Annotated in this window: 25 protein-coding genes; all 25 read left to right on the forward strand. The window is 43.0% G+C overall.

Annotated elements, in window-relative coordinates; genetic code table 11:
- Positions 1 to 9 precede the first annotated feature (9 nt).
- The 25 genes from FC85_RS14425 to cobU all read left to right on the forward strand — a co-directional run bounded on the left by FC85_RS14425 (position 10) and on the right by cobU (position 22,445).
- On the forward strand, positions 10 to 1,383 hold the full coding sequence (locus FC85_RS14425) for a cobyrinic acid a,c-diamide synthase CobB (RefSeq protein WP_057866220.1): 1,374 nt from the start codon (positions 10 to 12) through the stop codon (positions 1,381 to 1,383).
- The gene (gene cbiB / locus FC85_RS14430; RefSeq protein ID WP_057866221.1) at positions 1,370 to 2,341 is read left to right on the forward strand and encodes an adenosylcobinamide-phosphate synthase CbiB; all 972 of its coding nucleotides are present in this window, start codon (positions 1,370 to 1,372) and stop codon (positions 2,339 to 2,341) included. The genes FC85_RS14425 and cbiB overlap by 14 nt, the downstream gene beginning before the upstream one ends.
- Positions 2,341 to 2,994 (forward strand): cobalt-precorrin-8 methylmutase, encoded by a 654-nt coding sequence (locus FC85_RS14435; RefSeq protein ID WP_057866222.1) that lies wholly within the window; start codon positions 2,341 to 2,343, stop codon positions 2,992 to 2,994. Before cbiB ends, FC85_RS14435 begins: the two co-directional genes overlap by 1 nt.
- A 14-nt stretch (positions 2,995 to 3,008) precedes the next feature.
- Positions 3,009 to 4,136 carry a cobalt-precorrin-5B (C(1))-methyltransferase CbiD gene (gene cbiD, locus FC85_RS14440; RefSeq protein WP_057866223.1) on the forward strand — a complete coding sequence of 376 codons (1,128 nt, stop codon included), beginning with the start codon at positions 3,009 to 3,011 and terminating at the stop codon, positions 4,134 to 4,136.
- Positions 4,133 to 4,732 carry a cobalt-precorrin-7 (C(5))-methyltransferase gene (locus tag FC85_RS14445; protein WP_057866224.1) on the forward strand — a complete coding sequence of 200 codons (600 nt, stop codon included), beginning with the start codon at positions 4,133 to 4,135 and terminating at the stop codon, positions 4,730 to 4,732. The genes cbiD and FC85_RS14445 overlap by 4 nt, the downstream gene beginning before the upstream one ends.
- Positions 4,725 to 5,282 (forward strand): decarboxylating cobalt-precorrin-6B (C(15))-methyltransferase, encoded by a 558-nt coding sequence (locus FC85_RS14450; protein WP_057866225.1) that lies wholly within the window; start codon positions 4,725 to 4,727, stop codon positions 5,280 to 5,282. The genes FC85_RS14445 and FC85_RS14450 overlap by 8 nt, the downstream gene beginning before the upstream one ends.
- 12 nt (positions 5,283 to 5,294) lie before the next feature.
- Positions 5,295 to 6,065, forward strand: coding sequence for a cobalt-precorrin-4 methyltransferase (locus tag FC85_RS14455; RefSeq protein ID WP_057866226.1), 771 nt, complete (start codon positions 5,295 to 5,297; stop codon positions 6,063 to 6,065).
- On the forward strand, positions 6,055 to 7,125 hold the full coding sequence (locus FC85_RS14460) for a cobalt-precorrin 5A hydrolase (RefSeq protein WP_057866227.1): 1,071 nt from the start codon (positions 6,055 to 6,057) through the stop codon (positions 7,123 to 7,125). Before FC85_RS14455 ends, FC85_RS14460 begins: the two co-directional genes overlap by 11 nt.
- The gene (gene cobJ / locus FC85_RS14465; RefSeq protein WP_057866228.1) at positions 7,126 to 7,851 is read left to right on the forward strand and encodes a precorrin-3B C(17)-methyltransferase; all 726 of its coding nucleotides are present in this window, start codon (positions 7,126 to 7,128) and stop codon (positions 7,849 to 7,851) included. It abuts the gene before it with no gap.
- Positions 7,848 to 8,603: a precorrin-6A reductase gene (cobK, locus tag FC85_RS14470; protein ID WP_057866229.1), complete on the forward strand. Its 756-nt coding sequence runs from the start codon at positions 7,848 to 7,850 to the stop codon at positions 8,601 to 8,603. The genes cobJ and cobK overlap by 4 nt, the downstream gene beginning before the upstream one ends.
- Positions 8,604 to 8,607: 4 nt before the next feature.
- The gene (cobA, locus tag FC85_RS14475; protein ID WP_083485153.1) at positions 8,608 to 10,071 is read left to right on the forward strand and encodes a uroporphyrinogen-III C-methyltransferase; all 1,464 of its coding nucleotides are present in this window, start codon (positions 8,608 to 8,610) and stop codon (positions 10,069 to 10,071) included.
- Positions 10,001 to 10,780, forward strand: a complete 780-nt coding sequence (locus FC85_RS14480) for a sirohydrochlorin cobaltochelatase (protein ID WP_057866230.1) — start codon at positions 10,001 to 10,003, stop codon at positions 10,778 to 10,780. The genes cobA and FC85_RS14480 overlap by 71 nt, the downstream gene beginning before the upstream one ends.
- A gap of 4 nt (positions 10,781 to 10,784) precedes the next feature.
- Complete coding sequence (locus tag FC85_RS14485; protein ID WP_057866231.1) at positions 10,785 to 11,492, forward strand: cobalt-factor II C(20)-methyltransferase; 708 nt, start codon at positions 10,785 to 10,787, stop codon at positions 11,490 to 11,492.
- 462 nt (positions 11,493 to 11,954) lie between these two features.
- Positions 11,955 to 12,677: an energy-coupling factor ABC transporter permease gene (locus tag FC85_RS14490; protein ID WP_371862964.1), complete on the forward strand. Its 723-nt coding sequence runs from the start codon at positions 11,955 to 11,957 to the stop codon at positions 12,675 to 12,677.
- Positions 12,674 to 13,012 (forward strand): energy-coupling factor ABC transporter substrate-binding protein, encoded by a 339-nt coding sequence (locus FC85_RS14495; RefSeq protein ID WP_057866233.1) that lies wholly within the window; start codon positions 12,674 to 12,676, stop codon positions 13,010 to 13,012. Before FC85_RS14490 ends, FC85_RS14495 begins: the two co-directional genes overlap by 4 nt.
- Positions 13,013 to 13,026: 14 nt before the next feature.
- Positions 13,027 to 13,704, forward strand: a complete 678-nt coding sequence (gene cbiQ, locus FC85_RS14500) for a cobalt ECF transporter T component CbiQ (RefSeq protein WP_057866234.1) — start codon at positions 13,027 to 13,029, stop codon at positions 13,702 to 13,704.
- Between the two features lie 16 nt (positions 13,705 to 13,720).
- Positions 13,721 to 14,560 carry an energy-coupling factor ABC transporter ATP-binding protein gene (locus FC85_RS14505; RefSeq protein ID WP_057866235.1) on the forward strand — a complete coding sequence of 280 codons (840 nt, stop codon included), beginning with the start codon at positions 13,721 to 13,723 and terminating at the stop codon, positions 14,558 to 14,560.
- A gap of 4 nt (positions 14,561 to 14,564) precedes the next feature.
- Entirely contained in the window at positions 14,565 to 16,076 is a 1,512-nt protein-coding gene (locus FC85_RS14510; protein WP_057866236.1) for a cobyric acid synthase, read from the forward strand.
- Positions 16,069 to 16,530: a precorrin-2 dehydrogenase/sirohydrochlorin ferrochelatase family protein gene (locus tag FC85_RS14515; RefSeq protein ID WP_057866237.1), complete on the forward strand. Its 462-nt coding sequence runs from the start codon at positions 16,069 to 16,071 to the stop codon at positions 16,528 to 16,530. The genes FC85_RS14510 and FC85_RS14515 overlap by 8 nt, the downstream gene beginning before the upstream one ends.
- 2 nt (positions 16,531 to 16,532) lie before the next feature.
- Entirely contained in the window at positions 16,533 to 17,879 is a 1,347-nt protein-coding gene (gene hemA, locus FC85_RS14520; protein WP_057866238.1) for a glutamyl-tRNA reductase, read from the forward strand.
- On the forward strand, positions 17,869 to 18,780 hold the full coding sequence (hemC, locus tag FC85_RS14525; protein WP_057866239.1) for a hydroxymethylbilane synthase: 912 nt from the start codon (positions 17,869 to 17,871) through the stop codon (positions 18,778 to 18,780). The genes hemA and hemC overlap by 11 nt, the downstream gene beginning before the upstream one ends.
- Positions 18,781 to 18,818: 38 nt before the next feature.
- Complete coding sequence (hemB, locus tag FC85_RS14530; RefSeq protein WP_057866240.1) at positions 18,819 to 19,799, forward strand: porphobilinogen synthase; 981 nt, start codon at positions 18,819 to 18,821, stop codon at positions 19,797 to 19,799.
- A 7-nt stretch (positions 19,800 to 19,806) separates the two neighbouring features.
- The gene (hemL, locus tag FC85_RS14535; protein WP_057866241.1) at positions 19,807 to 21,099 is read left to right on the forward strand and encodes a glutamate-1-semialdehyde 2,1-aminomutase; all 1,293 of its coding nucleotides are present in this window, start codon (positions 19,807 to 19,809) and stop codon (positions 21,097 to 21,099) included.
- 3 nt (positions 21,100 to 21,102) lie between these two features.
- Positions 21,103 to 21,855, forward strand: coding sequence for a hypothetical protein (locus tag FC85_RS14540; protein ID WP_057866242.1), 753 nt, complete (start codon positions 21,103 to 21,105; stop codon positions 21,853 to 21,855).
- Positions 21,852 to 22,445, forward strand: a complete 594-nt coding sequence (cobU, locus tag FC85_RS14545; protein WP_057866243.1) for a bifunctional adenosylcobinamide kinase/adenosylcobinamide-phosphate guanylyltransferase — start codon at positions 21,852 to 21,854, stop codon at positions 22,443 to 22,445. Before FC85_RS14540 ends, cobU begins: the two co-directional genes overlap by 4 nt.
- Positions 22,446 to 22,557: the final 112 nt, after the last annotated feature.

Here is a 22,557-nt window from a genome sequence, read left to right on the forward strand (position 1 = left end):
GGTGTTTCGATGAAGAAAATTTTAATTGCAGGAGTTACCAGTGGCTCTGGCAAAACTAGTGTCACGCTGGGAATTCTTAAAGCGTTAAGTGATCGTTATCAAATTCAGGCTTACAAAGTGGGTCCCGATTACGTTGATACCAAATTTCATACAAGAATCACCGGTCGACAATCCCGAAACATTGACAGTTTTCTTGTCCCCGATACGAAAGCATTGGATTACCTATTCAGCCGCGGCACCGAAACCTTTGATTTAGGGATTGTTGAAGGTGTGATGGGGCTATACGACGGGCTCGGGACTGATAAGGACGCTCATTCAACAGCCAGTATTGCCAAAAAGCTGCATATTCCAGTCATTTTGGTCGTAAACGGTCGGGCAGCATCAACATCGGTCGCCGCCATTATCAAAGGGTTTACGGAATTTGATCCCAAAGTGCCGATTGTCGGTACGATTATCAATAACGTGATGAGTCGCAATCATTATCAACTCATTAAGGGAGCCATCGATCGTTACGTTGGCTTACCGGTGCTTGGGTATTTACCTTACCGTAAGGAAGTGGCTTTGCCATCGCGCCAATTAGGATTAGTTCCCGATAACGAACTGCCGGCTGTTGATCATAAAATTGAGTTGCTGGGCGAAATGGCAAAACAGGATATTGATCTCGCGAAGATCGTTAAAATGGCTGCTGACAACACCATTCCCGATCAACCGCCATTTAGTCCACAGCCGGTTCATTTAAAATTAGGGGTGGCGATGGATGACGCGTTTAGCTTTTATTATGAGGATAATTTGCACTTATTAAAGGCCGCTGGGGTTCAGCTCAGTTATTTTAGCCCAATTAAGGATCATGAATTGCCTGATGTTGACGCGCTTTATCTTGGCGGTGGTTATCCGGAAGAATTTGCCGATCAATTGGCTGCCAATACCGAAATGAAAGCCGCAATTCGGCGGTTTTCAGAGACCGGCAAGCCCATTTATGCCGAATGTGGTGGCTTGATGTATCTTGGTCGAACATTGACAACTCATGATAACCGTTATGAAATGGTTGGCATCTTTAACGGTGACAGTCAAATGACCCCTCGTTTAAAGAAGTTTGGTTATTGCCTGGCAATTCCTAATCAAGACGTTATTCTTGGCAGGCGGGGAGCAGAAATTGCCGGCCATGAATTTCATCATTCAATTTTTGTCCCACGGGACAACCAATTGAAGCCGGTTCTAACTTTGAAAAAAGTTCGGGATGGTAAAGTGGCTGATCAGTGGCAGGGAGGATATCAAGTGAAGCGAACCTTCGCAAGTTATCTCCATGTTCATTTTTATCAAAATCCAGCCTTATTTGATCAGTTGATGAAGAATTTAGGGGCGAATGCGTATGCAGTGGATTAGTATGATTGTCTGTGGCTTTGTTTTAGATCTACTACTTGGTGATCCTCCCCGCTGGCCTCATCCAGTCAAAGCCATCGGTCATCTGATTGCCTGGCTGACAAAGTGGTTTAACCATCCAGCTTATTCTGCTGTGCAACGGCGAGTTTTAGGTGCTGTCATGTGGCTGATAACGGTTGGCATCGCTTGGGGCATCGTTGCCGGTTTGATGTGGTTGACCAGTGGGATTGTTTGGCTGAATTTTGTCATTGGAACTTACTTTTGTTACACCTGTTTATCAATTAAGGGATTGGCAATTGCAAGCAATGGTATCATCAAGAGTTTACGCCACCAAGATCTGTCTGAAGCCCGGAAACAAGTTGGGATGATTGTTGGTCGGGATACTGAACAATTATCTGGTGAGTCGGTTTGTAAAGCCACGATTGAAACAGTTGCAGAGAACACCAGTGATGGTGTGATCGCACCGCTGATGTATCTGATGATTGGTGGGCCGGCATTGGGAATGGCCTATAAGGCAGTCAATACTCTGGATTCAATGGTGGGATATAAAAATGAGCAATATGGCGACATTGGATTGGTTCCTGCAAAACTGGACGATCTTTTTAATTATATTCCAGCTCGGTTAACATGGGCCTTTCTCATGCTGGCAACTGTTCTACTGGGGTATGACGTTCGTGACGCATTTGAAATTGGGACCCGTGATCGTGAAAATCATCGAAGTCCCAACAGTGGTTTTTCGGAATCGGTCGTTGCCGGCGCCCTTAACTTACGACTGGGTGGCCCTCATTACTACTTTGGTGAGCTGGTAACCAAACCCTTTATTGGTAATCAAAATGCGAATGCAGCCACCACCGTTGATATTCAAAAGACAATCAAAATGCTTTATTTGACATCTGTAATTGGACTCATTATTTTTGCAGCGTGCCGAGGAACAATCATGATTATAGGAGGCTTTGGCTAATGGCCGATGAACATTACATTACAATTCCAAATAAGATTACAGATAAAAGCTTTGAAATGATTCAGGATGAAATCGATCAAATTGATCCAAATTTTCAATTTAATTCTCCAATTGAAGAAGCCATTATTAAACGGGCAATTCATACAACGGCGGACTTTGATTACTTAAAGAATTTAAAATTTCATGGGGATGCCATTGAAAAAATTGCCCATGTCATGATGAACCACGGCACGATTATTACGGATACAACAATGGCGCTGGCAGGTATTAATAAGCGTAAATTGGATGCGATTGGCTGTCACTATCACTGTTATATTCGGGATCCGGAAACCTTTGCCTTGGCCAAGGAGCAACAAATAACCCGTTCAATGGCTGCCATCGAGATTGCTGCCAAAGTACCAACCGAAAAGGTCTTTGTAATCGGCAATGCCCCAACGGCGTTATACAAAATTCTGGAAATGGTTAAAGAAAATCGATTGGATCCGGAAGCAGTGATTGGAGTGCCAGTGGGCTTTGTTGAAGCGGCCGAAAGTAAACAGGCATTGTATGAGAGTGACATTCCGGCCATTGTGGCTTTGGGCCGCAAGGGCGGCAGCAATTTGGCCGCGGCACTGACCAATGCCATTTTATATAACTTGAACATAGCAGAGTAAGGCGGTGCAGAAACGTGTCAGAAGATGATTATGTTTATTATAACGGTCGAAAGTTGCGCAAAGGTTATACAACCGGGACAACGGCAACGGCCGCATCAGTTGCGGCAACTAAGGCAATTTTAAATCAGGAGCTTCAAACTGATGTTTCGGTTCATGCGGCCAATGGTCAAAAGGTTCAGTTTGAAATTCATAACTGTTCGTTTGATGACCAGAAAGCCAGCGTCGCGATTACAAAAGATGGTGGCGATGATCAGGATGCAACTGATGGGATGCTGATTTATTCAACCGTCCAATTAAGAAATGATAATCAAATCACTTTGGATGGCGGTAAGGGAATCGGTCGGGTAACTGAGGAAGGGTTAGCCAATCAACCAGGGATGGCCGCGATTAATCCAACGCCACGGAAGATGATTAAGCAAAGCGTTCGCCGGGTTTTAGGGCCGGATAAGGGTGCTGATATTGTGATTTCGGCACCTGAGGGTGAAAAAGTCGCTAAATTAACTTATAACCCCAAGCTAGGCATTGTTGGCGGTATTTCAATTTTAGGAACTAGTGGCATCGTGACGCCGATGTCCGAAGAGAGTTGGAAGCATTCCATTTCAATTGAGATGAATATTCACCGGAAACGTGGTGACGAGTCGATCGTGTTAACCCCCGGTGATATGGGTGAAGATTTTGCTAAAAATGAACTTCAGATTCCAGTTGCCAAACAGGTTCAAATGAGTAATTTTGTCGGTTATGTGTTAAAAGAAGTTCAACGATTAGGATTTCATAAAGTGTTGATTGTTGGCGACATGGGCAAACTGATTAAAGTATCTGGTGGTATTTTCTCAACTCATAGTAAGGATGCCGATGCGAGAGCTGAGATTATGGTTGCCAATCTGGCGTTAATGGGTGCGCCAACCGATCTGTTGAAGAAGGTTTATAACTGCTTGACCACCATTTCAATGATTAAGTTGATTAATGAAGCCGGCTACCAAAAGGTTTATCAAATAATTGCCGACAAGATCAAGTTGCGATCGGAGAAGTTGCTTGCTCATCGAAAGCCCACGGTTGAGATCGATGCGGTTGTCTTTTCCAGTAAGGTTGGTTTATTAGCGGCCACCCAGCCGATTAAAGAAATTGAGGCGCAATGGCAATGATAACTGTTTTGGGAATTGGACCGGGAAGTGATGATTTAATGCTGAGCGGTTATCAACGATATCTCGATCAAGCTGATTTGGTCATTGGCTCAAAGCGACAACTTGGGTTATTTGAAATTGACGATTCAAAGCAAAAACTGTTACCTAAATTGAGTCGACTTCGGGAATTTCTGCAGGCCAACCTGAATCGCCGGATTGTGCTTTTGGCATCCGGAGATCCGCTGCTCTATGGCATTGGTAACTGGGCAATCACCAACTTTGGCAGCGAACATGTCAAAGTGGTCCCTGGTATCAGCTCGATTCAATATTTGTTTAATCAATTGGGCCTGTCAATGAACGATACCTACTTAACCAGTAGTCATGGCCGGCAACCCGATTTTGATTTTTTGCTGGCTCACCAAACAGTTGGGATGGTGACTGATCAAGTGATTGGGCCTTATCAGATTGCTCAAGAAATCAAGAAGCGTGGTCAGCACCGCCGAATCTATGTCGGAGAATTGTTGAGCTATCCAGAAGAAAAGATTAGTACCTACACAGAAGCAACGGTGGAAAACCGAGACTATCAAATGAATGCGGTGATTATTACAAATGCGTGATGAAGACTTTTTACGAACAAAAGTGCCAATGACTAAGTCAGAAGTTCGGGCGATTAGTTTAGATAAATTAAATTTGCAGGGGAAAAATTCCTTGCTGGACGTCGGGGCAGGAACCGGCAGCGTGAGTTTACAAGCTGCCCTTGAGTTCCCTGACTTACAGGTCATATCGATTGAACAAAAGGATGCTGCCATTGACATCATGACTCAGAACATGGTGCATTTTCACACCGGCAATATTAATTTATTGAAAGGGACGGCTCCAGAAGACATTCCAGACCACTTATATGACGCAATTTTTGTTGGTGGTAGTGGTGCCAATCTGGATGCCATTATTGATTTTTCACTGGCTCATTTAAACGCAAGCGGTTCGCTGGTTTTAAATTTTATCTTGAATGAGAATGCCATGACGGCTTATCAATATTTGGCAGCTAAGTCGATCACAAATTTAGAAATGATTCAAGTGGCTGTTTCCAAATGGCACGGACTGGGTAAGGGACATTATTTTAAGCCTCAAAACCCAACGATGATTATTAGCTGTCAAAAAAACTAAAGGAGAAATAATATGACAATTGTAAGTTTTGTAGGTGCTGGACCTGGCGATAAAGACCTCATTACATTAAAAGGGTACCGCCGGTTAGCTGATGCTGATGTGGTAATTTATGCGGGTTCACTGGTTAATCCGGAATTATTGGACTATTGCAAAGCTGGCGCCAAGTTATCCGATAGTAAGGGAATGACTCTTGGCCAGATCATTGACGAGATGGCTGAATCGACTAAAGCCAATAAAAAGGTCGTTCGGCTTCAAACCGGTGATTTTTCAATTTATGGATCGATCCGTGAACAGATTGAAGAGTTAAAGAAACGGTCAATTGACTACGAATGCATCCCAGGTGTGAGTTCGTTTTTGGGTGCTGCTTCGCAAATGGGCGTGGAGTATACCGTTCCTGAAGTTGCGCAGAGTGTCATTATTACCCGAATGGCTGGCCGGACCCCGGTTCCTGACAGTGAATCCTTAAGATCACTAGCTGCTCACAAAACGTCAATGGTGATTTTTCTTTCGGTTCAAGGAATTCGCAAAGTGGTCCGTGAATTAATCGCCGGTGGGTACACCGATGAAACACCTGCTGCCGTTATTTACAAAGCAACCTGGCCTGATGAAAAGATGGTTAAAGGAACCTTGGGCGACATTGCCGATAAAGTGAAGAAGGCTGGTATTTCTCGGACAGCGCTCATCATGGTGGGTGAATTCTTGGGTGATGAATATACCTATTCCAAGTTGTATGATGCCAGCTTTACCCACACGTATCGCAAAGGCGTTAAAAATGCCAAATAGTTCAGCCAATCAGGTTTCAGTAATTGCGCTCACACAAATTGGCGCAGCGTTAGCTCGGAAAATCCAGGGTCAATTACCGATTAGTCAACTGGTCCTGCCTGAAAAATATGCCGTTGATGGTGAGCAAAGTTTCGGTCGTTGCCAATTTAAAGCAACTTGTCAAATGTTATTCAAAACGTCAGATGTTGTGATTTGTATTATGGCAACTGGGATTGTTGTTCGGACGATTGCACCGATTATCAAAGATAAAACTGTCGATCCGGCCGTTTTGGTCATTGATGAACGGGCAAATCATGTGATCAGTTTATTATCTGGTCACGTTGGTGGCGCTAATGCTTGGACCAACCGAATTGCGAAATTGGTTAAAGCCGATCCGGTAATTACGACTGCCACCGATACCGAACATGTTCAAGCGTTAGATACACTCGCCCAACGGTTTGATGGCTGGTATCCGGATTTTAAATATGCGACCAAATTAATTAATGGCCGGTTAGCTGCTGGTGATCGGGTTAATATTTATATCGATTCGGATTTTCGCGGTATTGTGACTGACTTAACGGGATTCACCGAAATTAATGAGGTTGCGGATGACCGATTCGACGTACCACTGGTGATTATTTCAGATAAAACCGGATATCCCAAACGTCAAAACAGCATTCAGGTTATCCCCAGAGTTAACGTACTTGGCGTTGGCTGTCGTAAAGGAATTCCTTATGACGCCATGCAGGCGGCGTTTGTGGCATTTTGCCAACAACACGGGCTCACTTGGCGGTCATTTTATCAAGTGGGTTCGATTACTAAAAAGCAACATGAAAATGCCATCCATTATTTGGCTGCCACTTTGAATATTCCGGTTAAATTTTATTCAGCTGATAACTTACAAACGGTAGCTGACCATTATTCGCAATCCGCTTTTGTAAAGAAAACGGTTGGTGTCGGTAACGTTGCCAACACGGCTGCTGAGCTTGCTTCCGGCAGCCGGACGTTCACTGATCGATTTGCAACCGATGAAGTGACGTTGGCGGCTAGTCGAAAAAAATTGAAAGTAGATGATTCTTAAATGTTATACATTGTTGGATTAGGTCCCGGTTCAAAAGATATGATGACCCAGGAAGCTCTGGATGTGATCAAGAAGGTACCAACCATTGTTGGCTACATTACCTATATTCATTTAATTCCGGATTTATTAGAAGGAAAAGAAATTGTCACTACCGGGATGCGTGGTGAGGTTGAACGGTCACAGAAGGCCATTGAAATTGCGGCCAGTGGCAAGGATGTCGCAATCATTTCCAGTGGTGATGCCGGTATCTATGGTATGGCTGGATTAGTTCTTGAAATGGCTTCTAAGATGGAACAACACATTGACGTGCGGGTGGTTCCCGGCGTTACCGCCAGCATTGGGGCTGCCGCTGCTTTGGGGGCACCATTAATGAATGATTTCTGCCACATTAGTTTGAGTGATTTGATGACGCCGTGGGACGTGATCAAGCAACGGGTTGATGCCGCAGCCAAAGCAGATTTTGTAATTTGTCTGTATAACCCACGTAGTAAGGGGCGGCCGCATAATTTGCGCGAAGCTTTAGATATTATTTTGAAATATAAATCCGATCAAACAGTAGTTGGGATTGGCAAAAATGTGGGTCGTTCCCATGAAATCGAAAAAATTACGACCATCAAAGATTTGGATGAAACAGAAATTAACATGACGACTATCGTGATTGTTGGTAATAAAAATACTTACGTTGCGGACGGCCGAATGATTACGCCAAGAGGGTATACATTATGATCTTGTTATTGGGAGGAACCAGTGAAAGTTTAGAAATTGCCGATTATCTGAACAGTTACGACCTTCCATTTATCCTTTCGGTCACAACAGATTACGGTGCCGATTTGGCGCATCAACACGCGAAATATGTATCGGAAGGGCCTCTCTTACCAGATCAATTTCATGATTTCTTTAAGAAATATCAAATCGATTTAATTATTGATGCCACCCATCCCTTTGCCCGGATGATTTCAACTCATATTATCCAAGCCGCTCAGGAACAAATGATCCGCTATATTCGGTTTGAGCGACCGGATAGTTTACCGAAAAGTCCATATCTTGAGTTAATGCCTGACTTGGATCATGTGGTTGATTATCTTAAGAAAAGAACGGGGATCGTTTATTTATCGACTGGGAGCAAGACGGCACCGGAATATGCGGCTAGGTTGGGTGTTGAACGGCTCCATGTTCGAGTATTACCCACAACGCGGGTCATGACGTTATTGACCAAGGCTGGTTTTGAAGCTAATCAGATTGATGCCATTCAAGGGCCATTTTCAACCGCCCTAAATGTTGAATTGATTAAGCGAACGAACGCTGTGGCAGTTGTGACCAAGGAAAGTGGGCGCGCTGGTGGTGTTCAGGAAAAGATTGCCGCCAGTCAACAATTAAAGATTCCCTGCCTTGTGATTAAACGACCGGCAATTGCCTATCCTGAGGTAGTTTCAACGATTAAGGAATTGGATCATCAGCTTGAAATAAATTGGAGGTAGCAAAATGAGTGGATTTGTATCGTTAGTCGGTGCCGGACCCGGCAATCCAGAATTATTAACGTTGCTTGGAAAGCGTCGTCTGCAGGAAGCCGATGTTGTGGTTTATGATCGGTTGGTTAATCCAGCATTGTTATCGCCTTTGATGGCTGAAAAAATTGATGTTGGTAAATTACCACATCATCATAAATTTAGCCAATATCAAATTAATGATTTATTGGTTAAGCTTGCCCGGGAAGGTAAACGGGTCGTCCGTCTAAAGGCCGGTGATCCTTATGTTTTCGGCCGGGGTGGCGAGGAAAGCCAATATCTTCGAGAACGAAACGTTGCGTTTGAAGTGGTTCCCGGCATTACCAGTGCAATTGCCGGATTAGGGGCAGCGGGAATTCCGATTACCCATCGGGATTTTGCTTCAAGCTTCCACATTATTACGGGTCATCATAAAGCGGCTGGCAAGGAATTAGATTGGCGAAACATTGCTCACCAGGAAGGAACAATTGTCTTTTTGATGGGGATGGAAGAGTTGGGACGAATTACCCAGCATCTGATTGAAAACGGGAAGTCGCCCCAAACGCCAGTGGCTGTTATTCAATGGGCTACGCATTGGAAACAACGGGCAGTTAAATCTGATCTGGCCAACATTAGCCAAGTGGTGACTGAAAACAAAATGAGTTCGCCGGCACTGATTGTGGTTGGCGATGTGGTTGGCCTGATGGATGAACTTTATCCGCATCTACCCCTTCAAGGCCTGCATTTACTGGTTCCGTTTAAGGAGCCGTCACAACTATTTGCCAAATTACAAGATCAAGGGGCTGCCGTAAATTTCTTTGATCGTCGTTTAAAGATGCCATTGAAGTTTGATTTACCAGATATTTCTCATGGTGGCACACTTGTCGTAACGGATTTTGCTGCCTTTCATTTCTTCCAACAAACATTATTAGCAAGTGGTTTTGATCATCGGGCATTGTTGTACTGGCAGATTCTGACAACTAATCATATGGTGGATCGAAAACTGCGGGATGCCGGTATTATTTCTGACGGTAATTTTGATATGGAAAATTCACAATATCGAGATCCTGTCATTGTTTTGGGGGAACAACAAACGTTATCCCATTTACCGGGGCATTATTCCGAGAAAATTGCAACATACCAAGCTAAGCCAGTTGCTCAACAGATTGACCTGACGAATTTTCATGCTGTCATTTTTCCCAGTTCCGCTTCTGCAAGCGATTTAGTTGAAGGGTGTGATGCTGATCAGCGACAACGGTTGGTATTGATGCCATGTTTTGCGATGGGGACAATGGTTGCCGAGGAATGTCATCGATTAGGATTAGAAAATGTGATTGCTGTTGAACCAACGTTTGATGCCGTTGTTAATGCAGTTGAAAGGAAGTTTCAAAATGAATCGAGTCGCAGTACTAGTCGTCAGTTTCGGGACAACATATCCCCAAACCCGGCAAAAGACAATTGAAGCAACTGAAAATGCTTTTAGAACGGCATTTCCAAACACTAAAGTATTCCGGGCCTTCACGTCTAACGTTGTCATTTCACGGATTAAGGCTCACGAAGGCCTTCAAATTGATACGCCGGAAGAAGCCTTGGATCGAATTAAAGATGAAGGCTTTGAAACGGTTTATGTTCAGTCGCTCCATATGATTCCGGGAATCGAATATCATCGTCTGCTGCAGCAAGTTACGAAAGTTAGGGATCGATTTAGCAAAGTAGTTGTTGGTAAGCCAATGTTGGTTTCATATATCGATTACGTAAAAGTTATTAATTTTCTAAGAGGGGTTGGCGGTACGTTGGCCGATAACGAAGCTGTTCTATTTATGGGACATGGTACTTCCGATCGGGCGTTTACCGCGTACGCTTGTTTGGATCACATGCTAATGGGGAGTCAACACTATTTAGGAGCAGTTGAGAGTTATCCGGATATTCAATTCGAAATTAACCGTTTAAAAAAAGATGGGATTACTCGAGTTCGCCTGCAACCGTTTATGCTGGTTGCCGGCAATCACGCACATCAAGATATGGCATCTGACAAGCCGACTTCTTGGAAACGTTTATTGGAAGCCAGTGGCATTCAAGTTGATGCCCAGCTTAAGGGGATGGGTGAGTACCCATTTATCCAGCAACAATTTATTGAACATCTTAAGAAGCAATTGAAGGAAGTGAAGTAACCTTATGGCAACATTTTTTGGGATTGGTGTTGGTCCCGGTGATAGTGAGCTGATGACCGTCAAGGCAGTCCACACGATTGAACATCTGGATATTCTTTATACACCTAAGGCACACAAATCTGGAACCAGCGTTGCCGAGCAGATTGCGGCACCTTATTTTCCGGAGAGCTTGATGATTAAACGGCGTCATTTCCCAATGACCAATGATTGGGAAGAAAAGCGGAAAAGTTGGCAAGTGATTACAGACGAAATTGTAGCAGATGTTAAAGCGGGCAAGAATGTTGGCTTTGTGACACTGGGTGATCCATCGGTTTACAGCACATATAGTTATTTACTTGATTTGATTGATGATCAAGTTGCGGTTGAAACTATTGCCGGAATTTCATCGTTCTCACAAATTGCCGCTGAAGTTTCCATTCCACTAACGTTGGATGATGAATTATTAGAAATTATTCCTGCAACAGCAGATGAGCAGCAGATTGCCAAGGCAATTGACGTTAACGATAATATTGTGATTATGAAGATTTCGACCAATTTGCCCAAGATCTACCAGCTACTAAAGAAACGAAACTTGTTGACCAAAGCGTTGGTCATTTCAAATGCGTCGATGGAAAAGCAAAAAACGTTCCGGCTGTCGGAAATTAACCCGGAGGATAAGCTGCCTTATTTTTCGACAGTGTTGGTGAAAAAGAGTGCGGACGGAAGCGTTTAGATCCCAGAATATAAGCAAATCATTTAAATATTCCTGGTTCTGGAATGTTTAAATGATTTGCTTATATGGCCGGGATCTGCTTCCGGGAGCACGTTTCGGCAAAGTAGCCAGTCATATTCCGGTTCTGAATATTAGGTTTAGGTAGCTTATATGGCCGGGATCTGCTCGCTGGCGCACGTTTTGGCAAAGTAGCCGGTAAAATATTCCTGATCTTGGAATGTTTGAATTAATCACTTATATGGCCGGGATCTGCTTCCGGGAGCACGTTTCGGCAAAGTAACCAGTCATATTCCGGTTCTGAATATTAGGCTTAGGTAGCTTAGTTCGGAGATCTATTTTCGAAAACACGCGTTTCAATAGGGAAAGCATTAGGGTTACAAAAGAACATCAGTCAAAAAAACTGATGTCTCAAATTAAAGGAGGAACTTCTTTATGAAGGATTACATCAAAAGACATATTCCCATGACTAGCCTGGTTTTAGGGACAATTGGGTTATTATATGGGGCACTATACCCAACGACCGCCCATGCGATGCATATCATGGAAGGGATGTTGCCGCCAGTTTGGTGTATTTTCTGGTTTGCTGTCAGCGCACCATTCTTCATTTACGGTTTGTACCGGATGCGGAAAATCGTTGATTCAACTCAGCAAAATGCCAAAATTATGTTGGCACTTTGTGGTGCGTTTGTGTTTGTTCTTTCATCACTTAAAATGCCATCCGTTACCGGGTCTTGTTCACATCCAACCGGAGTTGGTCTTGGAACGGTGATGTTTGGTCCCGGTGTGATGTCGGTTCTGGGCGTGATTGTGTTATTATTTCAAGCTTTGTTACTTGCTCATGGTGGTTTAACGACCCTTGGGGCAAATTGTTTTTCAATGACCATTGTTGGGCCATTTGTTGGATTTGGTGTTTGGAAATTGTGTCGGGCATTTAAGGTTAACCGGTCCGTCTCATTGTTCTTATGTGCCATGTTGGCTGACTGGTCAACCTATGTCACGACGTCATTCCAATTAGCGATTGTTTTCCCAGATCCAAGTTCAGGAGTTGTTGGGGCTGCAATTAAGTTCTTGGGGATTTATGCCATTACGCAAATTCCATTGGCGATTGCTGAAGGGTTCCTAACCGTAATTGTTTATAACTTAGTCATTAGCAACAACTTGTGGAAGGAGACCGCTTTACAATGAAAAAGTCGAAAACCAAGCAAAACATCATTTTATTAGTATTAGTTATTATTTTGGTCATTTCACCATTTTTCATTGTTAAAAATGGGACTTTTTCTGGGAGTGATGATGAAGGAACCGAACAAATCAAAAAGAATGATCCTTCCTATAAAGTCTGGGCCCATCCGCTTTGGACGCCGCCCTCGGGTGAGGTTGAGAGTCTATTATTTACAGTTCAAGGAAGTCTTGGGACTGGCATTATTGCCTACGTAATTGGCAATGCTCGTGGTAAGAAGAAGGAACGCGAACGACAGCTTCGTGAACACGCTGAAGATGTTTCAACAACTCAGGGTCACTGAAATCAGGTGGAAAGATGTTATCAATTGATAAGTATGCCTATTCAAATCGAATTTTAACATGGCGGCCGCAAATTAAAGGGCTGATTTGGTTACTGGGAATTATTTTGGCGTTTCAACCCATTCTTTGGATTAAAGGGGTTTTGATTATTGTTGCCGTTGGTCATACCTTGTATGCTGCGCACCTTTCCGTCCACCAGTATTTAAAGTGGTTTTATGCAATTCTACCTTTTATCCTATTAAGTATTATTGGGATTGTTTTTACAATGTCGGCTAATAAGCAGATTATTTATTATCCCATCCGATTATTTGGTTATTACTTCGGTGTTTCAAAAACGATGTTGCCGGTGGGCTTACATTTAGGTGTTCAGGTTTTTGCGGCGGTTGTTTGTACGTATTGGTTTGCCTTGACGACACCGTTTCAACAGATCATTATTACGTTGAAATCGTGTCACCTGCCAAACCTGATGATTGAAGAAATTATGCTGATGTACCGGTTCATATTTATCTTTATTGAAGCATTTGAACAAATCTATCGTGCACAAAAATTACGGTTTGGGTACAAAAATTTCAGATTATCACTGCACTCATCCGCAATTTTAGCGAAAATGCTTTTTGAACAGGTGATGGTTAACTATGAGCATATGGTTCATGCGTTAGACGCTAAATTATATGACGGCGAGTTTAAGGTATAAGGAAACGGGTGTGCCGATGATTGAATTAAAGCATTTAAATTTTTCATACGAGAAAAACAAACCAATTTTAAAGGATGTTTCGTTAAATCTGGGTGAACCAGGGGAAGACGTTGTTGGGATTATTGGCCCAAATGGTTCGGGTAAATCAACGCTCTTTTTAAACCTCGTTGGCATGTTAAAGCCGACTTCCGGTAAAATTGTCGTGGATGGTCAGCCCTTGAAATATCATAAAAAGGCTTTGAATCAATTACGGCAAAAAATCGGGATTGTTTTCCAAAATTCCGACCAACAAATCTTCTATTCAATCGTTAAAGATGATATTGCGTTTGCATTGCATAATTTGGGACTACCCGAAGATGAAATTAAAAATCGGGTTGATCGTGTGCTCGAAGAATTAGATATCGTTAGTCTCAAGAATAAACCCATTCAATATTTGAGTGGTGGTCAAAAAAAACGGATTGCCATTGCCGGTATTTTGGTTTTGCGCTCGGAATGGCTGTTGCTTGATGAACCAACCGCCGGCTTGGATCCTGATGGGACTAAGCGAATGATTTCATTAATTAAGCAGCTGATTGGTCGCGGACAAAAGATTATTATTTCCAGTCATGATATGGATTTTATGTATGAGGTTTGTGACCATTTTTATATCTTGCGGGATGGTCAAATTGTAAAATCCGGCCGTAAACAGGATGTCTTTTTGGATGATCAATTGTTAGAATCAAGTAAACTAACGCAACCCTGGTTAGTCCGGCTGCATGATAAGTTACATTTACCGTTGTACAATACGGCGGCTGAACTATTTGCCGATCAACACTTAGCGGCCGAAATTGCCAATCTGAAAAAGGATAAGGAGTAGCGTTATGAAAACGAAGTCGATCATGTTTCAAGGAACTGCATCCGATGCGGGAAAAAGTTGGGTGGCAGCCGGGCTCTGCCGAATTTTGAAAAATCGTGGGCTTCGAGTTGCTCCTTTCAAGTCGCAAAACATGGCCCTGAACTCATTCATTACTAAAAAGGGTGACGAGATGGGGCGAGCACAGGTCTTTCAAGCTGAAGCCGCGGGGGTTGATCCGGATGTTCGGATGAACCCATTACTACTCAAACCGTCTACAGATCAAGATTCACAGGTCGTCTTTATGGGTAAGGTATTAGCGAATATGAGTGCAGCTGAATATTATGATTACAAACCGCAATTGAGAAGCAAGGTTCTTCAAGCCTATCGTTCCCTGGCAGCTGAAAATGATGTCATGGTCTTGGAAGGGGCGGGTTCCCCAGCTGAAATTAATTTGAATGACCGCGATATCGTCAATATGGGAATGGCTGAAATGGCGGATGCACCGGTTATTCTGGTGGCTGATATCGATAAAGGTGGGGTCTTTGCGTCAATTTACGGCACAATCAAGCTTATGCCGCCAGCTGATCAAAAACGAATCAAGGGCATTATTATTAATAAGTTTCGTGGAGATCAGTCACTGTTGGCGTCTGGTAATCAAATGATTGAAAAATTGACCGGTGTTCCGGTTATTGGGGTCTTGCCAATGACCAGCATTGATTTGGATGATGAAGATAGCGTCGTGCTTTCAAGTAAGTCGCAAGTTAAGAATCAAACCAAAGCACTTGATATTGCGGTTATCGCGTTACCCAAGATTTCTAATTTTACTGATTTTCACAGTTTGGAGATTCAATCAGATGTTTCCGTCCGTTATGTTGTTAAACCAGAAGAAATTGGACGGCCAGATGTGCTGATTCTTCCGGGAAGTAAAAATACCAATGAAGATATGGCTTATTTAAAGAATCGGGGATTTGTCAAACCCATTCGGGCACTTCATGAACAGGGAACTCAGGTGGTTGGTATCTGCGGCGGCTACCAGCTGCTTGGAAATCACATGGTAGACCCTTATCACGTGGAGTCTGATTTGAAATCACAGACCGGGCTTGGATTATTAGATGCTCAAACTGTATTTAGTAAAGAAAAAGTAACTACCCAAGCGACCGCCAGGCATGGTAATTATGAGCTTCATGGATATGAGATCCATATGGGAGAAACAACGTTGGGACCCAATGTTGAGCCGTTTTCGACGATTACGTCTAATAACGGTCAGGCCACTGTCAGGTCTGATGGTGCAGTTAGTGCTGACGGGAGTGTTTGGGGGACTTATTTGCATGGACTTTTTGATAATGAGAATTGGACCCGAAATTTCTTAAATCAGCTTCGTGAACGAAAGGGACTCAAAGCATTGGCAGATTCAGATAACACCATTGCCAAGTATAAGGAACGTCAATATGAAAAATTGGCAAATGTATTTGAGGATAATGTGGATATGAAGAAAATTGATGCCATTCTTAAAGGAAGCGTGACGATTCATGGATAATCCATATCCGGTTAATTTGGACCTAACTAAAAAAACAGTTGCGGTTATTGGTGGCGGCAAAGTGGCGGCCAGAAAGATTAAGACTCTGGTTAATGCCAAGGCCCATGTCACCGTAATTAGTCCCGCACTTGACCCGAAAATTGATCAGACAACGATTACTTGGATAAGAAAAGCGTACGCTGCTGGAGATATTCGGGATATGGATGTCATTATTGCCTGCACAAATAATCCGGCGGTTAATCAACAGGTTACCGACGATGCCAGTCATTTTCAGTGGGTCAATAATACCAGTGATAAAACGCAATCAGATTTTTATAATGTGGCTCAAATTGAAACCGATCAACTATTATTAACTGTTTCAACCAAGGGGCATTCACCAGCGACCGCTAAACATATTAAGAAGGAATTATTAACTTGGTTGAAAAGCCAAAAATGGTTTGGGGAGGGCCGATAATTATGTTTATCATATATGTAAGTTTGAATTATCAGAAACTACCAATTGATATTCGGGAAAAGTTCGTCTTGTCAAAAGATGAACTGGTTCAGGCAAATCGCTTGTTGAACGAAGAAAAGAGTATCTTGGAAAACGTGATTTTATCAACCTGTAACCGGACTGATGTTTATGCCGTCGTTGATCAAATTCATACCGGCCGGTATTATATCAAACGATTTTTAGCAAACTGGTTTCATATGGACTTAGACCAAATTAACCGTTGGGTCGAAATTGGCACTAAAGAAGCTGCTGTTACCCATTTGATGCGTGTTTCGACAGGCCTCGAATCATTAATTGTCGGTGAGCCTCAAATCTTAGGCCAGGTTAAAGATGCGTTCTTTCTTGCCCGTGACAACCAAACAACGGGGGCCATTTTAGACCATTTGTTTAAACAGGCGATTACATTTTCTAAGAAGATGCATACCGATTATCGAGTTAGTGAACTTGCCCAAACTTCCGGTCAAGTTGGATTACATCAGATTAAACAGACCTTGGGAAGTGTTGACGGGAAGCGATTGGCCATCGTTGGACTCGGAGAAGTCGGTGATCATGTCTTAAAAAATGCCAGTACGATGGGATTTGGTCAAATTTTGATTCTTAATCATCATGATTCGAAGGCTATCGAACAAGCCGGCCAGTATCCTGAAATGATTGATGCCCGACCTTGGCGGCAGTTATTGGCGACCCTCAAGCAATCTGACGCAGTGGTCATGGCAACTTCTTCAAAGCAGGCGTTGTTAAGTGGTGACGCAATTGCCAACACATCTGCTTTAAAGATTATCATTGATCTAGGTGTTCCTAGAAATGTTACCAAGGCTGGATTGCCTGATCATGTCAGTTATTACGATATTGATCATATTACCGGGATTATTACAGAAAACAAGATTGAGAAGCAACAGATGCTTAATAAGATTGCGGATCAGGTTCCAGCTGCCGTCCAAGACTTTTTCGTTTGGCAAAAGCAGCTTCATGTTGTCCCGGTTATTCGTCAATTGCGAGAATCTTCACTAAATGTTGAAAAAGTGGTTTATGATAGTTTATTGAGGAAACTTCCTGATTTGGATGCCCATCAGCGAAAAGTGATTAGCAAGCATATGAAGAGCATTATTAATCAGATGATCAAGGGTCCCATCAAGGAGATTAAGGAGTTATCAGTTCAAGATGGGGCCAATGCTGATCTCAGATTTTTCTGTGATATTTTTGGACTATCGTTCGATGAGATTATCAGCCAACAAAGATCATCAAAAAAAGAGAAATCTAAGCAATCGCAAGATGCCACTAGAGAGGTGCAAAAAGTTTATGAAAAGTGAATTTACGGTTGGAACCCGAAAGAGTCAACTGGCAATGGTGCAGACCAAATTAGTTGTCGAGGCTTTACAGCAACATTTTCCAGATGTTAAATTTGTGATCAAGAAGATTACGACCCAAGGTGATCGAAACCTGAAGGATAGTTTGCAAAAGATCGGTGGCAAGGGTGTTTTTGTGAAAGAAATTGAGCATCAACTGGAAGATCAATCAATTGATTTCGCGGTTCATAGTCTCAAAGATGTGATGCCTAATTTGCCGGATGATTTAACAATTGGCTGTATTCCAAAACGTAATTCACCTTTTGATTGCCTAATCACGCCGAAGCCGATTAAAGCAATTACGGATTTGCCTCAAGGTGCCAGAATCGGCACAAATAGTCTTCGTCGCCAGGGACAATTATTACATCAACGACCAGATCTGGAAATCATTCCAATTCGGGGTAACGTTGAAACCAGGATTAAGAAGATTGCCAGCGAACATTTAGATGGTGTCGTACTTGCCGAGGCTGGATTGAATCGGCTGGGAGTTGACCTCGCCGGACTTTATCGATTAACCCTTGAAGGGGTCATCTTACCGGCGACCGGGCAAGGGGCAATTGCCATTGAATGTCGTAAAAATGATCCAGATACTCTGCAGCTATTAAGCATGATTGCAGATGAGCCAACGCGGCAAAGTGTGTTGGTTGAACGATCGTTTTTACGACGATTAGGTGGTAGTTGTAATTATCCAATTGGTGCTTATGCCTACCATGATGGTAACCAGATTCAGTTTAAAGGCTTGGTTGCGTCAGCTGATGGTAAACACTTATTTGCCAAGCACCAAGCGGGTCAGCCGGATGAAACTTTGGGCACCAAAGTGGCTGATTTGCTTATCAGCGAAGGTGCGTTGGACTTGATTCAATAATTTTAGATACTAAAAATTAGGAAAGAAGATATTTTATAATGGTAACTTTTGATCGTCATCGTCGTTTACGTTCCAGTGTTGCAATGAGAGATTTGGTTAGAGAAAATCATCTGGATAAAGATGATTTGATTATGCCGGTTTTTGTTGACGCAACTATCAAAGATCGTGAAGAAATTAAATCAATGCCGGGTGTCTTTCGGTACTCGTTAGACTCAATTCTTGACGAAATTAAAACAATTGTGGATCTTGGGGTGAAATCAATTATTATTTTTGGCATCCCGGATCATAAAGATGATGTTGGTTCCGGTGCTTGGGAGGATGATGGAATTGTCCAACAGGCAATTCGCAAGATTAAAAAGGCTTATCCCGACTTAATCGTGATTGCAGATACCTGCATGTGTGAATATACGTCAACTGGCCACTGCGGGATTGTTAAGGATCATAAAGTCTTAAATGACGAATCTTTAGTTTATCTTACGGATACGGCGGTCAGCCAGGTAAAGGCCGGCGCCGACATTATTGCACCATCCAATGCAATGGACGGATTTGTTGCTGCAATTCGTGAAGGCTTGGACAAGAATGGATTTAAAGAAACACCGATCATGTCATATTCCGTCAAATATGCCTCAAGTTTCTACGGTCCATTTCGGGATGCAGCTGACGGTGCGCCTAAATTTGGTGATCGGAAGGGTTACCAAATGGATCCGGCTAATCGTCTTGAAGCCCTTCGTGAAGTTGCCAGTGATGAAAAGGAAGGTGCCGATTTTGTAATGGTTAAACCTGCAATGGCCTTCCTGGATGTGATGCGTGATGTCCGCGACCGGACTAATTTACCATTAGTGGCCTACAATGTTTCCGGTGAATATGCAATGATTAAAGCAGCTGCCCAAAACGGTTGGATTAATGAAGACCAGATCGTTAAAGAAACTTTGGTTGGTATGAAGCGCGCTGGTGCTGATCTCATCATTACTTATTTTGCCAAGGATGCAGCTAAACGAATGAACGAACAAAGGTGGTAATCAAATCGTGTTAAATTTCGAAAAGTCTAAGCAAGCGTTTAAAGAATCAAGCCAATATATGCCGGGTGGTGTTAATAGTCCCGTTCGAGCATTTAAGAATGTTGGTGGCGACCCACTTTTTATTGAAAAAGGGGCTGGCTCACATATTTTTGACATTGACGGTAATGAGTATATTGACTACGTGTTATCATGGGGTCCGTTAATTTTAGGCCACGCCGATCCGAAAGTTGTTAAAGATTTACAGGATGCTACCACCCGTGGAACCAGTTATGGTGCACCAACTTTATTGGAGACAGAACTTGCTAAGAAAATCCATGAAATCGTGCCATCAGTTGAAATGATGCGAATGGTTTCATCTGGTACCGAAGCAACTATGAGTGCTATTCGTCTTGCTCGTGGTTATACACACCGAGATAAAATTGTTAAGTTTGTTGGTAACTATCATGGCCATAGTGATTCTCTGCTTGTTGATGCCGGTTCAGGTGTTGCAACGTTTAATGTTCATGATGCTCCGGGTGTTCCAAAGGACTTGGCTTACGATACATTAACGGTTGCCTACAATGATGTTGCCGGCATTAAGAACGTCTTCAAAGCTCATGGAGATGAAATTGCTTGTGTCATTGTTGAACCAATTGCCGGTAACATGGGAGTTATTCCGGGAACAAAGGAATTTCTGCAAACGCTGCGTGACTTAACCACTGAATCGCATTCACTATTGATTTTTGATGAAGTCATGTCGGGCTTTCGGGCTGCTTATCATGGCGCGCAGGATCTTTATCAGATTAAGCCGGATTTAACCACGCTCGGTAAAGTTGTTGGTGGCGGTTTACCGGTTGGTGTCTTTGGTGGTCGTCGCGATATTATGGAATACATTACGCCGGACGGCCCGGTTTACCATGCCGGAACTTTATCTGGAAATCCATTAGCGATGACTGGTGGGTTGAGTACCCTTGAACAATTGAATGATGATTTGTACAAGCAAATGTTTGCTCGGACTGATGAATTGACCCGGGGGATTAAGCAGGCAGCTGATGATCACCACGTTCCTGTTACGGTTCACCATGTCGGAACAATGTGGAGTTACTTCTTTAACAAAGGCCCTGTCAATAATTTTGCTGATGTTCAAAAGAGTGATGTTGATTACTTCGCAAAATTCTTTAAAGCGCTATTGCAACACGGCGTTTATACGGCACCGTCTCAATTTGAAACCAACTTTATGTCCAGTAAGCATACAAAAGAAGATATTCAAAAGACAATTGCGGCTTTTAACGCAGCTTTTGATGATGTTTCTGAGGGATAATAGATGAAAAATACACAATTTCGCGATCTTTCGCTCATCCCGTTAAGTAATGATGACTTATTGGTGATTGCCTGCGACTGCAGCGCCGGAATTGGGGAGAAACAAGCGGACATGGTGGCGGTTGATACGGCTATTATGGCCGCTTATTCTTTGCGGGTCCCATTGATGGAGTTGATTAGTTTTGGTGCTCAACCAATTGCTGTGGTTGATACGATTGGAAATGAAATGGTCCCAACTGGACAACGAGCAATCAAAGGTATTAAAAGTGAACTGGCTAAAGCCTCACTTTCTGGGCTTCCCCTTAACGGTAGTACTGAGGATAACATGGTCACAAAAACAACTTCTGTTGGGGTAACGGTGATTGGCCGGATTGCTAAAAAGAATTTGCCCAGCATCAATAGTGACGATTTGACCATCTTTCAGTTAGGAATCCCATATGTTGGTGAAACAGTTAAGCAACATTTAAACGATATTTTTTCGTATGACATTGTTCGGCAGATTAAACGTGATCCAGCTGTTATTGATATGCTGCCGGTGGGGTCAAAGGGCATTCAATACGAGGCAGATCAGATGGCGGCTACTCACGGGTTGGCCCTTAAGAAACCGACTCAATGGGATGATGTCAAAATGAAACAGTCGGCTGGTCCAGCGACGGTTTTATTAGCCGGCGTCGAAACATCACAGGCTGATAACTTCCAGAAGCGATTTCAAGGACTTAAGCCAATTGCACTTTTAGTAAAGGAGGATGAAAAATGACTGCCAAAATCATGTTAGTTACTGGTGGGGCAAAGAGTGGTAAATCAGTCTTTGCGGAACAGCAGTTAGCGAATGATCAACGAATTTGCTACATTGCCACGGGAGTCATGACTGCTCCGGATCAGGAAATGCAATTGCGGATTAAACATCATCAGGCACGACGACCGGCCACATGGACAACCGAAGAACGGTATGAAAATTTGGCACAATTCGTGGTCGACCACCGATTCGATGGCTACCTGTTGGATGATGCCACAATGGTTGTGACAAATTTATTTTATGAAATGATGAGAACGTTGGCAGTAAACGATGCGGGATCAATTGATGAAGCCGTGGAAAAGTTGGATAAGAATGCAATTGACCAGGTTCAAAATGAAATTTTTAGTGAGTGGCAGGCGTTATTAACAGCTGTTAAAGAAACGGATCAGCGAATGGTTATCGTCACGAACGAAACGGGTCTGGGAATTGTCCCGGCAAATAAGCAAACCCGAATTCTAAGAGATATCTATGGGCAGGTAAACCAGTTAATAGCCAAGGCGGCTAATAAGGTCTATCTGGTGGTGAGTGGTATTCCGGTGAAAATTAAATAGAGTGTTCAAAGAAGCGGTTAGATTCCAGAATGTAAGGCCCCTAGACCTAATATTCTGGTTCTGAATATTAGGTCTAGGGGCCTTACATGGCCGGAATCTGCTTCTTTGAACA

The sequence above is a fragment of the Lentilactobacillus diolivorans DSM 14421 genome (assembly GCF_001434255.1).
GTDB classification, from domain to species: domain Bacteria; phylum Bacillota; class Bacilli; order Lactobacillales; family Lactobacillaceae; genus Lentilactobacillus; species Lentilactobacillus diolivorans.

What these genes read in the sequence shown, in the direction of transcription:
- FC85_RS14425 (WP_057866220.1), top strand. Translation starts at nt 10, where the DNA reads ATGAAGAAAATTTTAATTGCAGGAGTTACCAGTGGCTCTGGCAAAACT.
- cbiB (WP_057866221.1), top strand. Translation starts at nt 1,370, where the DNA reads ATGCAGTGGATTAGTATGATTGTCTGTGGCTTTGTTTTAGATCTACTA.
- FC85_RS14435 (WP_057866222.1), top strand. Translation starts at nt 2,341, where the DNA reads ATGGCCGATGAACATTACATTACAATTCCAAATAAGATTACAGATAAA.
- FC85_RS14445 (WP_057866224.1), top strand. Translation starts at nt 4,133, where the DNA reads ATGATAACTGTTTTGGGAATTGGACCGGGAAGTGATGATTTAATGCTG.
- FC85_RS14450 (WP_057866225.1), top strand. Translation starts at nt 4,725, where the DNA reads ATGCGTGATGAAGACTTTTTACGAACAAAAGTGCCAATGACTAAGTCA.
- FC85_RS14455 (WP_057866226.1), top strand. Translation starts at nt 5,295, where the DNA reads ATGACAATTGTAAGTTTTGTAGGTGCTGGACCTGGCGATAAAGACCTC.
- FC85_RS14460 (WP_057866227.1), top strand. Translation starts at nt 6,055, where the DNA reads ATGCCAAATAGTTCAGCCAATCAGGTTTCAGTAATTGCGCTCACACAA.
- cobJ (WP_057866228.1), top strand. Translation starts at nt 7,126, where the DNA reads ATGTTATACATTGTTGGATTAGGTCCCGGTTCAAAAGATATGATGACC.
- cobK (WP_057866229.1), top strand. Translation starts at nt 7,848, where the DNA reads ATGATCTTGTTATTGGGAGGAACCAGTGAAAGTTTAGAAATTGCCGAT.
- cobA (WP_083485153.1), top strand. Translation starts at nt 8,608, where the DNA reads ATGAGTGGATTTGTATCGTTAGTCGGTGCCGGACCCGGCAATCCAGAA.
- FC85_RS14480 (WP_057866230.1), top strand. Translation starts at nt 10,001, where the DNA reads ATGAATCGAGTCGCAGTACTAGTCGTCAGTTTCGGGACAACATATCCC.
- FC85_RS14485 (WP_057866231.1), top strand. Translation starts at nt 10,785, where the DNA reads ATGGCAACATTTTTTGGGATTGGTGTTGGTCCCGGTGATAGTGAGCTG.
- FC85_RS14490 (WP_371862964.1), top strand. Translation starts at nt 11,955, where the DNA reads ATGACTAGCCTGGTTTTAGGGACAATTGGGTTATTATATGGGGCACTA.
- FC85_RS14495 (WP_057866233.1), top strand. Translation starts at nt 12,674, where the DNA reads ATGAAAAAGTCGAAAACCAAGCAAAACATCATTTTATTAGTATTAGTT.
- cbiQ (WP_057866234.1), top strand. Translation starts at nt 13,027, where the DNA reads ATGTTATCAATTGATAAGTATGCCTATTCAAATCGAATTTTAACATGG.
- FC85_RS14505 (WP_057866235.1), top strand. Translation starts at nt 13,721, where the DNA reads ATGATTGAATTAAAGCATTTAAATTTTTCATACGAGAAAAACAAACCA.
- FC85_RS14510 (WP_057866236.1), top strand. Translation starts at nt 14,565, where the DNA reads ATGAAAACGAAGTCGATCATGTTTCAAGGAACTGCATCCGATGCGGGA.
- FC85_RS14515 (WP_057866237.1), top strand. Translation starts at nt 16,069, where the DNA reads ATGGATAATCCATATCCGGTTAATTTGGACCTAACTAAAAAAACAGTT.
- hemA (WP_057866238.1), top strand. Translation starts at nt 16,533, where the DNA reads ATGTTTATCATATATGTAAGTTTGAATTATCAGAAACTACCAATTGAT.
- hemC (WP_057866239.1), top strand. Translation starts at nt 17,869, where the DNA reads ATGAAAAGTGAATTTACGGTTGGAACCCGAAAGAGTCAACTGGCAATG.
- hemB (WP_057866240.1), top strand. Translation starts at nt 18,819, where the DNA reads ATGGTAACTTTTGATCGTCATCGTCGTTTACGTTCCAGTGTTGCAATG.
- FC85_RS14540 (WP_057866242.1), top strand. Translation starts at nt 21,103, where the DNA reads ATGAAAAATACACAATTTCGCGATCTTTCGCTCATCCCGTTAAGTAAT.
- cobU (WP_057866243.1), top strand. Translation starts at nt 21,852, where the DNA reads ATGACTGCCAAAATCATGTTAGTTACTGGTGGGGCAAAGAGTGGTAAA.